Here is a 12866-nt window from a genome sequence, read left to right as displayed (position 1 = left end):
TTGTGCTCACCGAATGTCCTCCTGTCGCTGAAACTGCCGTTGACTGACGCGTTCCGACAACCTGTCCCTGTGAAATTCGTCGCCTGCGATCTGTATCGCGGTGCGGGCCAAAGCCGTTGCCCCGTCGATGACAGCAAGATCGGCGGAGGCGTTCACGGCCGCGGCGGCGAACGCGGGCTGATGCGTCACCGCACCCCCGGCGTCGATGCCGATAACGGGGTGAATACCGGCGATGACGTTGGTGACATTGCCCATATCCGTGCTGCCCAGCGGTCGTGCTGCCTCGAGTTCCGGGGCTATGGGCTCGCGTCCGAGTTCGCGAATCTGCTCGCGATAGGCACACAGTAGTGCGCTGTCGGGCGTGAGCTCGGTATATGTCGGCGCGAGCTTGCGGATTTCGTGTGTGCATCCGGTCGCCAGCGCTCCCGCCTCGAAACAGGCCGACGCGCGTTGCATCAGATCGTCCAGGGCCGCGGAGTCGACTGCCCGTAGGTAATACAGCAGTTCCGCATGGCCGGGCACGATGTTCGGGGCGATACCACCCGTGGCGACTATACCGTGGAGTTGCTGTCCGGGCAGGAGATGTTGGCGTAGCAAACCGAGCGCAACTTGAGCGACGGTGACGGCGTCCCCGGCGTTTCGCCCGTGCTGCGGCGCGGCGCTCGCGTGGGCTTCGCGGCCGCTGTAGGACACCGACAGATCCGCCAGGGCGAGCGACCGCGCACCCACGATGTCCTCCGGACCAGGGTGGATCATCATCGCCATGGCCAGGTCGTCGAAGACGCCGCGGTCCAGCATGAGAACCTTGCCGCCGCCGGATTCCTCGGCGGGCGTGCCGAGCAGTTTCACGGTGATGCCGCAGGCATCGGCGACCTCGGCCAGACCGAGCGCCGCGCCGACCGCCGCGGCCGCAATAATGTTGTGCCCGCAGGCATGTCCGATTTCCGGCAGGGCGTCGTACTCCGCGCAAATACCGACCACCAGGTCTCCGTGGCCGAATTCGGCGGTGAAGGCCGTGGGCAGATCGGCGACGCCGGTCTCGACGCGGAATCCGCGCTCGCGCAACGGCTCGATGGTCTTGGCGACGCTGCGGAACTCCTCGAACGCCAGCTCGGGTTCGGCGTGGATGGAATGCGACAGGGCCAGCAAACCATCGCGGGCCTCGGCGATGGCGGCGTCGGCGATCTCGAAGCGATCAGCGAGCACGGCGCCGGGGGTCGGCACAGCGGTCAAGGCCGGCACGAGCGGATCGCGCCGACCACTCGAGGCGGACGACCGTCGGTCGTCACCGCTGCGCGCTGGTGGCATGACACACAGTCAACCACTGTCCAGCAACCCCGCAACTTCGACGCACAGCTACCTACCGTTAACTGGCAAACGCAAGAGGTCGTCCGCACCCGAGCGTGGCACGCCGGACACGGACGACCGGTAACTCAGCTCGGGCTGAAGCCCAGGTTCTCCGGGGTGGTCTCCACGGCCAGGCCGGCGAGCGCGCGCTGATGCAGGGCCAGCTTGATGACCTGCAGGTTCGGCTTGCGGTTGCCCTTGAGGGCGTCGGCCTGGGCGATAGCGGCAGGCAGCAGGGCCTCCACATCGGCCTTGGCGTCCACGATCCGGGCGGCGATGGCGTCGTCGGCGCCGTAGCGGCGGCCGGTGGTCATGGCCTCGACCGCGACCTGGTTGATCAGGCGCTCGGTGACGAGGGCGTTCATGGCGACGGTGAAGGGCATGCCCAGGTGCACCTCGGGCAGGCACCAGAAGCCGCGATCCGCGCGCATGATCCGGAAATCACAGGAGGTGGCGAGCATCGCGCCGGCGCCGAACGCGTGGCCGTTGACCGCGGCGACGGTCGGGGTCGGGAACGCCAGCAGGCGGCTGTACAGCGAGTGCACGCGGTCCAGGTACCAGCAGTTCCGATCGAAATTGCCGAACAGCCAATCGGTGTCGAGACCGTTGCTGAAGAACTTGCCGTTGGCGGTGACGACCAGCGCGGCGGGACCCTCGGACGCCTCGACCTCGTCGAGCAGGGCGTGGACCTCAGTGATCCAGTCCGGATGGAAGCGATTCTCGCTGTCGATGTTTTGTCCCTCGGCGCCGAGGTACAACACGAACACGTCCCCATCACGCTTCAAAAAAGGCATATGCGCAGCGTAGCGCTGACACCCGTAATTCCTACCGACGGGTAGCAAACCGGGTGAGGGCAATCCGATTCGAACGGTCCGGACCACCGGCCGGGTATCTCCGGCGCGACCGCGCGCACGCACCCCGCAACCACCCGCCGAGGATGCTGGGTGTGCGCTGAACTTCCGAGAGACAGGACACCACGATCAAGTGACGACTACTGTGGCTTTCATGCTTGCCGAGCGGGCCGCTCAGGCCATTGCGGAACGAACCGGAGTACCCACGCACCCGGTCGCGGTAATTCTCGGATCGGGCTGGCAGGAAGCCGCCCTGGAGATCGGCGATCCGAGCGCCACCCTCCCCATGTCCGAACTGCCGGGTTTCGAATCACCCACGGCACTGGGACATCAGGGCACCATCCACTCGGTCGCGGTCAACGACGCGCCGGTGCTGTTGCTCATGGGACGCCAGCATCTCTACGAGGGCCACGAGCCCGCGCAGGTGGTGCACAACGTCCGCACCGCGATCGCGGCGGGCGCGAAGACCATCGTGCTCACCAACGCCGCGGGCGGCATCCGGGACGGACTCTCGGTCGGCGAGCCGGTGCTCATCTCGGACCATCTCAACCTGACCGGGCGCACCCCGCTCACCGGCGCCGACTTCGTGGACCTGGTCGATGCCTGGGATCCCGAATTACGCGCGCTGGCAAGGGAAATCGACCCGACCCTCACCGAGGGCGTGTACGCGGGGCTGACCGGTCCGCAGTACGAGACCCCGGCCGAGATCCGCATGCTGCGCACCATCGGGGCCGACCTGGTCGGCATGTCGACCGTGCTGGAGGCCATAGCCTGCCGTGCCGCGGACGTGCGCGTGCTCGGCATCTCGCTGGTCACCAACCTCGCCGCCGGGGTCACCGGCGCGCACCTCTCGCACGCCGAGGTGCTGGCCGAAGGACAGGCCGCCGCACCGCGATTGGGCAAGCTGCTGCGCGGCGTGCTCGAACGCCTCTAGGGCGGCCCGGGTTGCTGCGCTTCGGAACCGCCGGGCTGCGCGGTCCGCTCCAGGACGGCCCGGACGGCATGAACGTGGGCACGGTCGCGCGCGCGAGCGCCGGCATCGCCGACTGGTTGCGCGAGCGCTGCCTGGGCGGCGGGCTGGTGATCGTCGGCCGCGACGCCCGGCACGGGTCCGCCGACTTCGCCGCCGTCACCGCCGAGGTCTTCGCGGCGGCGGGCTTCTCGGTGCTGGCCCTGCCGCGCCCGCTGCCCACCCCCGTGGTGGCGTTCGCGGTCCGCGAGCTCGGCGCGGTGGCCGGGATCCAGATCACCGCCTCGCACAACCCCGCCACCGACAACGGCTACAAGGTCTACCTCGACGGCGGCTCCCAGCTGATCCCGCCCGCCGACGCCGAGATCGAGGCCCGCATCGACGCGGTCCGCGACCCGATCCCCCGCGCCGATCCCCTGCCGACCGCCCCACCGCCGGAACGACTTTCGCTCCCCGCCGGCGCCTCGGTCGCCGATCTGGGCGAGGAGATAGTCCGCCGCTACCTCGCCCGCGTCGCCGGTCTCCCGGCCCGCCTGGGCGGGTCCGCCGCGCACGGCCCGGACGCACGGGAACACGGGGCCGGAGCGGTCACCGGTGACACCACGCCGTCAGACCCCGGAATCGGCGTGCCGCGCAGCGGGATTCGTATCGCGTTGACGGCCATGCACGGTGTCGGCGGGGATTTGGCCGTCGCCGCGTTGCGGGCGGCGGGGTTCGACGACGTGCACGTCGTGGCCGAGCAGTTCGAGCCGGACCCGGACTTCCCGACGGTGTCGTTCCCCAACCCGGAGGAGCCGGGCGCGTCGGATCTGTTGCTGGAGCTGGCCGAGCGGGTCGGGGCCGACGTGGCCATCGCACTGGACCCGGACGCCGATCGGTGCGCGGTCGGGGTGCCGGGGGCACACGGTTGGCGGATGCTGCGCGGCGACGAAACCGGCGTGCTGCTCGGCGATTTCGTGTTGCGGGCGGCGGCGCCGGACTCGCTCGTGGCGACCACGATCGTGTCCTCGCGACTGCTGGGCGCGCTGGCTCCGGCACGCGGCGCGCGCTACGCCGAGACGCTCACCGGGTTCAAGTGGCTCGCGCGCGCGGGCGACGGACTCGTGTACGCGTACGAGGAAGCCATCGGGCACTGCGTCGATCCGGCCGCTGTACGCGACAAGGACGGCATATCGGCCGCGGTCGCGGTGGCGGAGCTGGTGGCGCGATCCAAGGCCGCAGAACGGACGCTGGACGATCTTCTCGACGATCTCGCCGTCGAGTTCGGGGTGCACGCGGGCACGCAGGTCTCGCTGCGGCTGGCCGACGCCGCCGAAGCGGCCGCGGTGGTCGAGCGGCTGCGCGCCGATCCGCCCGCCGAGATCGCCGGGGAGAAGGTGATCTGCACCGACATGTCCCAGCTCAGGGGGCGAATGCGGACGGACGCCCTGGTCTTCGAAGGGCCCGCGCTGCGCCTGGTCGTGCGGCCCTCGGGGACCGAGCCGAAGCTCAAGTGTTACCTCGAAGCCGTCGTCCCGGTCGCCTCTCCTGGAGCATTAGCCTCCGCGAAGGCCACTGCGGCCCACATACTCTCGGGTAGTAGGAGTTTCTGCGAGAAGCTGTGAGGTGTCCCGTGGGCGAACTGCACTGCACCCATTGTGGGAGTGAGAACCTGGAGCCGGGTTTCCTCGATGACGCGGGTGATTCCGCGCCCGGCTACACCCGCTGGATACCCGGCCCGCTCGAGATAGGCATGTTCGGCGGCGCGAAAAGGATAGGCAAGCCCAGGATCTCGGTGCTCGCGCACCGCTGCCGGGGCTGCTCGCATCTGGAGCTCTTCGCGCCCAAGTAACCGCCCGCCGCGGTCAGCGGGGGCCGAACTGCCGGTCCCCCGCGTCGCCGAGCCCGGGCACGATGAACGCGTCCGAGTTCAGGCCGCGGTCGACCGCGGCCGTCACCAGGCGCAGCGGATGGCCCGACTTCTCCAGCGCCGCAATGCCTTCCGGGGCGGCTACGACGCAGATGACGGTCAGGTCCGTGGCCTTGCGCGCGGCGAGCAGATCCAGGGTGTAGACCATGGAGCCGCCGGTGGCGAGCATGGGATCGAGCACGATGACGGGGGTCTGCGACAGGTCCTCGGGCAGCGATTCCATGTACGGGGTCGGCCGGTGCGTCTCCTCGTCACGGGCGAGTCCGACGAACCCGATGCGCGCGTCCGGGATGAGGTTCTCGGCCGTCTCCACCATGCCCAGCCCCGCCCGCAGCACCGGGACGAGCAGCGGCGGCGCGGACAGCATCGTGCCCTCGGCGGCGGCCACCGGGGTGGCGATCGGGAAGCGGGTGACGGGCGCATCGCGCATCGCCTCGTAGACGAGCAGGCCGGTGAGATCGCGTAGCGCCGCGCGGAAGGTGGGATTGCTGGTCTGGACGTCGCGCATGGTCGTCAGCAGAGCGGCGGCGAGCGGGTGGTCCACGATGTCGGTGCGCATAGGAAAACGATAGGTCAGCACCCACATTCGGGGTCGGGGCCGTGCGAATTTCGCGCACGACCGGAACCGATGCGCCCCGCCGCCCGTCCATACACACGACGGACCGATTCCAGCGACGGCACGACAGGGGTTGCCATGACACGGTTTTCGATCGATCCCCACGGCCTCACCGCCTACTCGCGCACGGCCATCGGCATGGCCGCGCACCTGAGCACCGCCGCGACCCGGGCCGCCGCGGCCGACCCCCTCCTACTCGCCCCGGCCCTGGGTATCGCGGGCGCCGACTTCCTGGCCGCCTACCGCGCCGCCCACACCACCCACCTGTCCACCCTCACGTCCCTCACCACGGTCCTGACCAGCATGGGCGCCGCGAGCGGCACGGCCACGACCGCCTACTCCGCCACCGACTCGACCTACGCCGCCGCCCTGGCCGCCACCGCACCGGAGGACGTGCCGTGAGCGCGGCCATCGCGCGGCGGTCGGGCGGCACCCGCGGATCCGCGCGGGCGCATCGACAGCGCACGCGGCCGCAGATGGGTCAGGTCACCCGGTCCGACCATCCATCGAACGTCGAAGCCGTGCGCACTCGGCTGGACGCGGTCCGAACTGCTCAGCCGATCGCGGAGACGGCTCAGTCGATCGGGAACGCGCAGCGAGCGGAGGCGTATCCGTGAGCGTGGAGTTGGATGTGGCCGGGCTGGCGCGGCCGATCACGGGGTTGATGGAGAGCCTCGGCAGCGGGGACGTCGCGGCGGCGGTGGCCGGGCTGCGGGCGGGTTCGGGGGTGGTGGACGAGGTGATCGGGGCGGGCCGGAACGGGATCGACGGAATGTACGCCGCATGGCGGGGCGAGGGCGGCGACGCGGCCCTGGGCACCGCGCTGCGGGTGCAGACGTGCGCGGCGACGGTCGCGGATCGCGGGGTCGAGATGGCGGCGGTGCTCGAGCGGGCCGGGTGCGCGCTGGCCGCGGGGCAGCGGGAACTGGCGGAGATCCTGCGATCGTTCCTCGACTCCGCGGACAACGTCGGCCGGGCCGGGGTGACACCGGCCGGGATCGCGATCGTGGTTGGCTCGGCGCTGGACCACTCGGGCCTGGCGCTGCAGGTAGCCGAGCGGGTGCGGACCGAACTGGCCGACGAGACCGCCGCGATGCGCGAATTGATCCCGCCGCCACCCGTTCCCGCGCCCGCGGCTGGGACGCCGGAGCCGGGCGCGGCGGCACCCGGATCGGGTGAGCCCACCGCCTCGGAGGCCGGCACCGTCGCGGCCGCGGCCGGCGACTCGGGCGGGCAACTCGGTCCCGCCGCGCTCGCCGCCGGCGGGCAGGCGCTCGACTCCACCGCGGGTCTCGCGAGCGGGCTCACGACCGTCCCCGCGTCGGTGGGTGACGCGCCCGCGTCCGCCCCGCCCCCGACCGGCGAAACGCACGCCGCCGGGACCGGGGTGCTGCTCACCCTGCCCGACGGCAGTACCGTGGAGGCCCCGAACCAGCGGGCCGCGGACGCGGTGCGCAACGCCCTGAGCGAGCTCGGCACGCCCTACGTCTGGGGCGGTACGACACCCGGCGCCGGACTCGATTGCAGCGGGCTCACGCAGTGGGCGTACGCCGAAGCGGGTGTGCCGCTGCCCCGCCTGGCGCAGGAGCAGGGACAGGGACACGCGCAGATCGGTCCAGGGGACTTGATGCCCGGTGATCTCGCGGTGTGGGACGGGCACGTGGCCATGGTGATCGGCAACGGTCAGCTCGTCGAGGCAGGCGACCCGGTACAGATCGGCCCGATTCGAACGGAGAACAGCGGAATGAGTTTCCTCGGCTTCTATCGGCCCACCGCATGAGCGCGCCCCGTATTCCGGCCGTCACCGTCGCGGCGAGCGGCAATCGCGCGGGCACGGTGACCGTCCACGCCACCGACCAGGGCCTGCCCGTGGAGATCCACTTCGAACGTGATGAATACCGTTACGGCGCACAGGCTCTGGCCGACGAGATCCTGCGCCTGACCAAGCGTTCGGCCATCGTCGCCGGCTCCCGGCGCCGCGAGGCCCTGGCCGAAGCCGGCATCCCCGCCGACATCCTGGACCGGCTCGGCCTGCCCACCCGGCAGGCCGCGGTCGACGAACTCGACCGCCTGGACGACGCCGACACCGGCCCGGCCGGCTGGACGAGGCGATCATGAGCGACCCGATGGACGCGCTGGTCAACGACGTCGCCACCCGATTGGACGCCCTCGAAACCGCCCTCGACGGCCTGAGCCGGGTACGCGGGCGGTTCGGTTCCCCCGATGGTTCGGTCACCGCCGAGGTCGACGGCGAGGGCGCGCTCACCGGCCTGTGGCTGGCCGAATCGGTGACCACGCGCCCACCCGCGGACGTGGCCCGGCTGATCCTGTGGGCGTGCGGGGAGGCGGCCGCCGCGGCGAGCGCGCGCCGCGCGGCCGTCCTGGCCCGATTGAACGCCGCGATCGTGCCGGGAAATGTTGGGGGCGGCCCGGATAGTGCCTGAGGCAGCCACTAGATAGGCTTCCGGTCATGGCTTCTGGAGACATCGTCCCGATCGCGCTCGGCCTCACCAAAGGCGATCTCGTCACCCTGTGGGCACCGCGCTGGCGAGACGGTGACGATGAGTGGCAGGCGTTCCTCGGATTCGAGGAAGACCTCTACGGTTTCGACTCCGTGGCGGAGCTCGCCGCGTTCATCCGTTCCAGCTCCGACAACGATCTGGTCGACCATCCGGCGTGGAAGATCATCGCCGGGCTGTCGGCCGCCGAACTCGAGCCGGAGGAGCAGTTCGTCTTCGACCTCGTCGGCGTGCCCGAACTGGCGGCGGACGACCCGGACCCGGAGATCATCTCCGAGCTCGAGGAGACCCTCGACATGGTCCGCAACATCGGCGAGGTTTGCGACCTCGACGTGGTGACCAAATTCTTCAGCTCTCACCCGGTGCTCGGCGCGCTGCCCAGCGGCGTCAGCGTCTTCGCCGGCAAGGAGGGCCAGGAGCTCTGGGACCAGATCGGCGCGGCCATCAACAAGGACTGGGACGCGGTCCTGGATGCCATCGACTCGGTGGTGGAGATTCCGGACGTGGACGCCGACGCGGTGGCGGTCGCGGAAGCGGAACTGCTTGCGGCGGAAGAGAACGTCGTCGACGCCGAGGACGCGGCCGACGGCGACGAGGACAACGAGTTCGAGACCGTCGACCTCACCAAGCGCGACGAGGACGACGACGAGGGCGAGCCCTCCTTCTGGCACGGGGTCGGCATCGACCCGGTCAAGATCATCACCTCGGACGGCACCTGGTTCACCCTGCGCTGCTACGTCGACGACGAGCCGCTGTTCCTGGGCACCGAGGGTTCGATCACGGTCTTCGGCTCCGAGCGCGCGCTGGCCCGCTACCTCGCCGACGACCACGAGCACGATCTGGCCCGGGTGAGCACCTACGGCGAGATCCAGTCCGCCGCGGTGGACGGCGCGCTCGAGGTCGAGGTGGACGAGGAGAACGTCTACGTGCTGCCCGGCATCGCCGAGGATCTGGCCGCGGGCCCGAAGTCGGTCGACACCGACCAGCTCGATCTGGCCGTCGAATTGTTCACCGACGCCGCCGATTACGCCGACGACGACGCGGTGGAACGCGCCCTGGCCGGTTCCAACCCGCTGGGCTGGTACGTCTCCTATCTGCTCAACCCGGACCCGAGCCGGATGGCCCCGAACCCGCCCTTCGCGGCCGAGGCCGAGGCGTGGCGCGTCCTCGAGGTCGCCTTCGAGGGCCGCCTCACCAAGGGCTGAGCGAGACGAGAACCCAACGCCCGCGGCCTCTTCCACGCGAAGGGGCCGCGGGCGTTTCGCCGCAACGGGACCGCCTCAGCCGATGAGCACCGCGTAGCCCGGCTTGATCACCTCGTCGATGAGCTTCAGGCGATCGGGGAACGGGATGAAGGCCGACTTCATCGCGTTGATGGTGAAGCGTTCCAGATCGCTCCAGCCGTAGCCGAAGGTCTGCACCAGCTTCTCCATCTCCTGGCTCATGGTCGTGTCACTCATCAACCGGTTGTCGGTATTGACCGTGACCCGGAAGCGCAGGCGCGCCAGCAGATCGAAGGGGTGTTTGTCGAGGGAGGGCACCGCGCCGGTCTGCACGTTCGAGGACGGACAGAGCTCGAGCGGAATTCGCATGTCCCGCACGTAGTTCGCGACCCGGCCCAGCCGCGGGCCGTCCGCCGAATCGGTGATGTCGTCGGTGATGCGCACGCCGTGCCCGAGCCGATCGCAGCCGCAGAACGCCAGCGCCTCGTGAATGGACGGCAGGCCGAACGCCTCCCCGGCGTGAATCGTAAAATGCGCGCTGTTGGAACGCAGGTACTCGAAGGCGTCCAGGTGCCGGGTGGGCGGGTACCCGGCCTCGGCGCCCGCGATGTCGAAACCGCCGACGCCGCGATCGCGGAATCGCACGGTGAGTTCGGCGATCTCGCGGCCGCGCGCGGCGTGGCGCATGGCGGTGAGCAGACAGGTCACCCGGATCGGCGTGCCCGCCGCGGCGGCGATCGCCTCGCCCTCGCGGAAGCCCTCGAGGGTGTGCTCGACGACCTCGTCCAGGGTGAGCCCGGCCTCGAGGTGCTGTTCGGGAGCGAACCGCACCTCGGCGTAGACGACGCCGTCGGCGGCGAGGTCCTCGGCGCATTCGCGGGCGACCCGGCGCAGGCCCTCGGGCGTCTGCATCACGGCGACGGTGTGCGCGAAGGTTTCCAGATACCGTTCGAGCGAGCCGCTGTCGGCCGCGTCACGGAACCAGGTCCCCAGGGATTCGGCGTCACCAGCCGGTAGCTGGTCGTATCCGCAGTCGCGGGCGAGCTCCAGTACCGTCGCGGGCCGCAACCCGCCGTCCAGGTGATCGTGCAGGACCGCCTTGGGCGCCTGGCGGATCGCAGCGAGTGTGAGGGGCGTCGGTCCAGTCATGTAGAAACGGTAGCCGCATTTGCGTTCTGCGGCATGGCAGTTGGCATGCGTGCACCGGCGATTAGGCGTGTCGTTGCCCATACGTTGCTGATCGAGTGAAGATCTTCACCTGTCAGCCACATGCGATGCCGTTGCCGTCCCGGTCGAGTCGGCGGTTGTAGCCGGGTTGCCCGACCAGCAACGGAGCCTTGCCCGCCTGCCGAACCTCGTGGCAATTGGCGTAATACGGATAGGGCTGCGACCGCGAGGTGCTCGGCGGCGAATTGTCTATGCGCGGTTCGGCGGACGCGGATCCGGCGAGTCCGGCGGCCGGCAGCGTGGCGAGGCCGAGGGCCACCGCACCGAGCACCGCCGCCATCCGGGCGCGCGATCGAACATCGGAAGTACGGTTCACCGCATCCAGGCTAGGCCCGCTCCCCCGCGTTCGCCGTGCGTCGGCACGGGCGATCGGGTGCGGTCGCGGCCGGTTCCACCCGGCTCGCGCGCGATCGCGGGCCGACCCGCTCAGGCCGTGATCCGGCCCAGCACCAGCGGTTGTTCGGGTATCTCGGTATCCGCCGCGCCGATGGTGAACGCCGCGCCCAGCGATTCCAGCACGGCGGGCAGCACATCCGGGGTGTCGGTGTGCAAAGTCAGGAGGGGTTGACCGGCGGTGACGGAATCGCCCGGTTTGAGGTGCATTTCGATACCCGCGCCGAGTTGCACCGGATCGCCCTGCCGGGCCCGGCCCGCCCCGAGCCGCCACGCCGCGACGCCGATGTCCATGGCGTCCAACCGGGTCAGCACGCCCGTCGCGGGGGCGCGCAGGGTTTCCACGTGCCGGGCGCAGGGCAGCTGCGCGTCGGGATCCCCGCCCTGGGCGCTGATCATGGCGCGCCAGTGGTCCATGGCCCGGCCGTCCGCGAGCGCGTCGGCGGGATCGATGCCGTCGATTCCGGCCTGGGCGAGCATCTCCCGGGCCAGGGTCAGGGTCAGCTCCACCACGTCCGCCGGGCCGCCGCCGGCCAGCACGTCCAGCGATTCGGCCACCTCCAGGGCGTTGCCCGCCGTGCAGCCGAGCGGGGTGTCCATGGCGGTGAGCAGGGCGACGGTGCGCACGCCCGCGTCGGTGCCGAGTTCGACCATGGCCGTGGCCAGCTCGCGCGCCTGCGCCTGTTCCTTCAGGAACGCGCCGCGCCCGACCTTCACGTCCAGCACCAGCGCGGCGGTGCCCTCGGCGATCTTCTTGCTCATGATCGAACTGGCGATGAGCGGAATGGATTCGACGGTGCCGGTGACGTCGCGCAGGGCGTAGAGCCGTTTGTCGGCGGGCGCGAGGTCGGCCCCGGCCGCGCACACGACCGCGCCGGCGGCCGGATCGGTGAGGATCTCGCGCATGCGGGCCACCGGGATGTCGGCCTGCCAGCCGGCGATGGCCTCGAGCTTGTCGAGGGTGCCGCCGGTGTGGCCCAATCCGCGCCCGGACAGCTGCGGCACCGCCGCGCCGCACGCGGCGACCAGCGGCGCGAGCGGCAGCGTGATCTTGTCCCCGACGCCGCCGGTGGAGTGCTTGTCCACCGTGGGCCGGGGCAGATCCCGAAAGTCCAGCCGCCGCCCGGAGGCGATCATGGCCGCGGTCCAGCGCGCGGTCTCGCGCCGGGTCATGCCCCGCCACACGATGGCCATCGCCAGCGCGGACATCTGCTCGTCGGCGACCTCCCCGCGCGTGAACGCGGCCACCACCCAGTCGATCTGGGAGTCGCTGAGCTCACCCCCGTCGCGCTTGGCCCGGATCACCTCGACAGCCGAGTGCACAGTCACCCCACCACCCTTACACGCCTCGGGTGCCGCGTCAGGTTGATCGTCCGGGCCGCGTCGCGGCGGGGTCACAGTTGCCCGGCGGCCAGATCGTCCGGCCCGAAGGCGTCGGGCAGCAGAGCGCTCAGCGGCCGGGGCCCGGCGCGGTGATCGATGAGTACCCCGGCACCCCCGTGCTCCAGCAGGATCTGGCGGCACCGCCCGCAGGGGGTCAGGATTTCGGCCCGGGAATCGCACACCGAGACGGCCAGCAACCGCCCCCCGCCGGACGAAATCAAGTTACCGACCAGTACGCATTCGGCACACAGGCCCAGTCCGTATGAGATATTTTCCACATTGCAGCCGCTCACAATGCGGCCGTCCGCGGTGAGAGCGGCGGCCCCCACGGGGAATCTCGAGTACGGTGCATAGGCATTCCGCATGACTTCGGATGCCTTGGCGCGCAATGCATTCCACTCAATATCGGGCATATCGGACCATCCTTC

General features: G+C 70.4%; 15 protein-coding genes. 8 read left to right on the top strand and 7 right to left on the bottom strand.

Annotated elements, in window-relative coordinates; genetic code table 11:
• Positions 1-6: 6 nt before the first annotated feature.
• Complete coding sequence (locus ACWDOP_RS25655; protein WP_456347093.1) at positions 7-1308, bottom strand: amidohydrolase; 1302 nt, start codon at positions 1306-1308, stop codon at positions 7-9.
• A 125-nt stretch (positions 1309-1433) separates the two neighbouring features.
• A complete protein-coding gene (locus ACWDOP_RS25650) occupies positions 1434-2141 on the bottom strand; it encodes an enoyl-CoA hydratase/isomerase family protein (RefSeq protein ID WP_456347092.1) in 708 nt (235 codons plus the stop codon).
• Between the two features lie 211 nt (positions 2142-2352).
• Here ACWDOP_RS25650 and ACWDOP_RS25645 point away from each other — a divergent pair, with 211 nt between their 5' ends.
• From ACWDOP_RS25645 to ACWDOP_RS25635, 3 genes are read left to right on the top strand one after another with little or no spacing between them, the layout of a single operon-like run.
• A complete protein-coding gene (locus ACWDOP_RS25645) occupies positions 2353-3132 on the top strand; it encodes a purine-nucleoside phosphorylase (protein WP_456347091.1) in 780 nt (259 codons plus the stop codon).
• Between the two features lie 11 nt (positions 3133-3143).
• The gene (locus tag ACWDOP_RS25640; RefSeq protein ID WP_456347090.1) at positions 3144-4772 is read left to right on the top strand and encodes a phospho-sugar mutase; all 1629 of its coding nucleotides are present in this window, start codon (positions 3144-3146) and stop codon (positions 4770-4772) included.
• A gap of 8 nt (positions 4773-4780) precedes the next feature.
• Positions 4781-4999: a hypothetical protein gene (locus tag ACWDOP_RS25635; RefSeq protein WP_454202460.1), complete on the top strand. Its 219-nt coding sequence runs from the start codon at positions 4781-4783 to the stop codon at positions 4997-4999.
• A gap of 13 nt (positions 5000-5012) precedes the next feature.
• Here the strand turns inward: ACWDOP_RS25635 and upp are convergent, their stop codons facing one another.
• Positions 5013-5636 carry a uracil phosphoribosyltransferase gene (upp, locus tag ACWDOP_RS25630; protein WP_456347089.1) on the bottom strand — a complete coding sequence of 208 codons (624 nt, stop codon included), beginning with the start codon at positions 5634-5636 and terminating at the stop codon, positions 5013-5015.
• Between the two features lie 135 nt (positions 5637-5771).
• Between upp and ACWDOP_RS25625 the strand changes: the two genes are divergently transcribed.
• From ACWDOP_RS25625 to ACWDOP_RS25605, 5 genes are all read left to right on the top strand, one after another.
• The gene (locus ACWDOP_RS25625; protein WP_456347088.1) at positions 5772-6095 is read left to right on the top strand and encodes a type VII secretion target; all 324 of its coding nucleotides are present in this window, start codon (positions 5772-5774) and stop codon (positions 6093-6095) included.
• Positions 6096-6306: 211 nt separating this feature from the next.
• Positions 6307-7473 (top strand): C40 family peptidase, encoded by a 1167-nt coding sequence (locus ACWDOP_RS25620; protein ID WP_456347087.1) that lies wholly within the window; start codon positions 6307-6309, stop codon positions 7471-7473.
• Positions 7470-7811, top strand: a complete 342-nt coding sequence (locus ACWDOP_RS25615; RefSeq protein WP_454202456.1) for a hypothetical protein — start codon at positions 7470-7472, stop codon at positions 7809-7811. Before ACWDOP_RS25620 ends, ACWDOP_RS25615 begins: the two co-directional genes overlap by 4 nt.
• A complete protein-coding gene (locus ACWDOP_RS25610) occupies positions 7808-8137 on the top strand; it encodes a YbaB/EbfC family nucleoid-associated protein (protein WP_456347086.1) in 330 nt (109 codons plus the stop codon). Before ACWDOP_RS25615 ends, ACWDOP_RS25610 begins: the two co-directional genes overlap by 4 nt.
• A gap of 26 nt (positions 8138-8163) precedes the next feature.
• Entirely contained in the window at positions 8164-9417 is a 1254-nt protein-coding gene (locus ACWDOP_RS25605; RefSeq protein WP_456347085.1) for a primosomal protein, read from the top strand.
• A gap of 75 nt (positions 9418-9492) precedes the next feature.
• On the opposite strand, the gene ACWDOP_RS25600 is transcribed toward ACWDOP_RS25605, so the two are convergent.
• The 4 genes from ACWDOP_RS25600 to ACWDOP_RS25585 all read right to left on the bottom strand — a co-directional run bounded on the left by ACWDOP_RS25600 (position 9493) and on the right by ACWDOP_RS25585 (position 12851).
• Positions 9493-10584 (bottom strand): adenosine deaminase, encoded by a 1092-nt coding sequence (locus tag ACWDOP_RS25600; RefSeq protein ID WP_454202453.1) that lies wholly within the window; start codon positions 10582-10584, stop codon positions 9493-9495.
• A gap of 112 nt (positions 10585-10696) precedes the next feature.
• On the bottom strand, positions 10697-10978 hold the full coding sequence (locus ACWDOP_RS25595; RefSeq protein WP_456347084.1) for an excalibur calcium-binding domain-containing protein: 282 nt from the start codon (positions 10976-10978) through the stop codon (positions 10697-10699).
• Between the two features lie 110 nt (positions 10979-11088).
• Positions 11089-12378 carry a thymidine phosphorylase gene (locus ACWDOP_RS25590; RefSeq protein ID WP_456347147.1) on the bottom strand — a complete coding sequence of 430 codons (1290 nt, stop codon included), beginning with the start codon at positions 12376-12378 and terminating at the stop codon, positions 11089-11091.
• A gap of 71 nt (positions 12379-12449) precedes the next feature.
• Positions 12450-12851, bottom strand: a complete 402-nt coding sequence (locus ACWDOP_RS25585) for a cytidine deaminase (RefSeq protein ID WP_456347083.1) — start codon at positions 12849-12851, stop codon at positions 12450-12452.
• Positions 12852-12866 lie beyond the last annotated feature (15 nt).

The organism is Nocardia sp. NPDC003693, from assembly GCF_053981095.1.
This window is presented reverse-complemented; position numbering and strand designations above follow the sequence as displayed.

What these genes read in the sequence shown, in the direction of transcription:
- ACWDOP_RS25655 (WP_456347093.1), bottom strand. Translation starts at nt 1,308, where the DNA reads ATGCCACCAGCGCGCAGCGGTGACGACCGACGGTCGTCCGCCTCGAGT.
- ACWDOP_RS25650 (WP_456347092.1), bottom strand. Translation starts at nt 2,141, where the DNA reads ATGCCTTTTTTGAAGCGTGATGGGGACGTGTTCGTGTTGTACCTCGGC.
- ACWDOP_RS25645 (WP_456347091.1), top strand. Translation starts at nt 2,353, where the DNA reads ATGCTTGCCGAGCGGGCCGCTCAGGCCATTGCGGAACGAACCGGAGTA.
- upp (WP_456347089.1), bottom strand. Translation starts at nt 5,636, where the DNA reads ATGCGCACCGACATCGTGGACCACCCGCTCGCCGCCGCTCTGCTGACG.
- ACWDOP_RS25625 (WP_456347088.1), top strand. Translation starts at nt 5,772, where the DNA reads ATGACACGGTTTTCGATCGATCCCCACGGCCTCACCGCCTACTCGCGC.
- ACWDOP_RS25615 (WP_454202456.1), top strand. Translation starts at nt 7,470, where the DNA reads ATGAGCGCGCCCCGTATTCCGGCCGTCACCGTCGCGGCGAGCGGCAAT.
- ACWDOP_RS25610 (WP_456347086.1), top strand. Translation starts at nt 7,808, where the DNA reads ATGAGCGACCCGATGGACGCGCTGGTCAACGACGTCGCCACCCGATTG.
- ACWDOP_RS25605 (WP_456347085.1), top strand. Translation starts at nt 8,164, where the DNA reads ATGGCTTCTGGAGACATCGTCCCGATCGCGCTCGGCCTCACCAAAGGC.
- ACWDOP_RS25600 (WP_454202453.1), bottom strand. Translation starts at nt 10,584, where the DNA reads ATGACTGGACCGACGCCCCTCACACTCGCTGCGATCCGCCAGGCGCCC.
- ACWDOP_RS25585 (WP_456347083.1), bottom strand. Translation starts at nt 12,851, where the DNA reads ATGCCCGATATTGAGTGGAATGCATTGCGCGCCAAGGCATCCGAAGTC.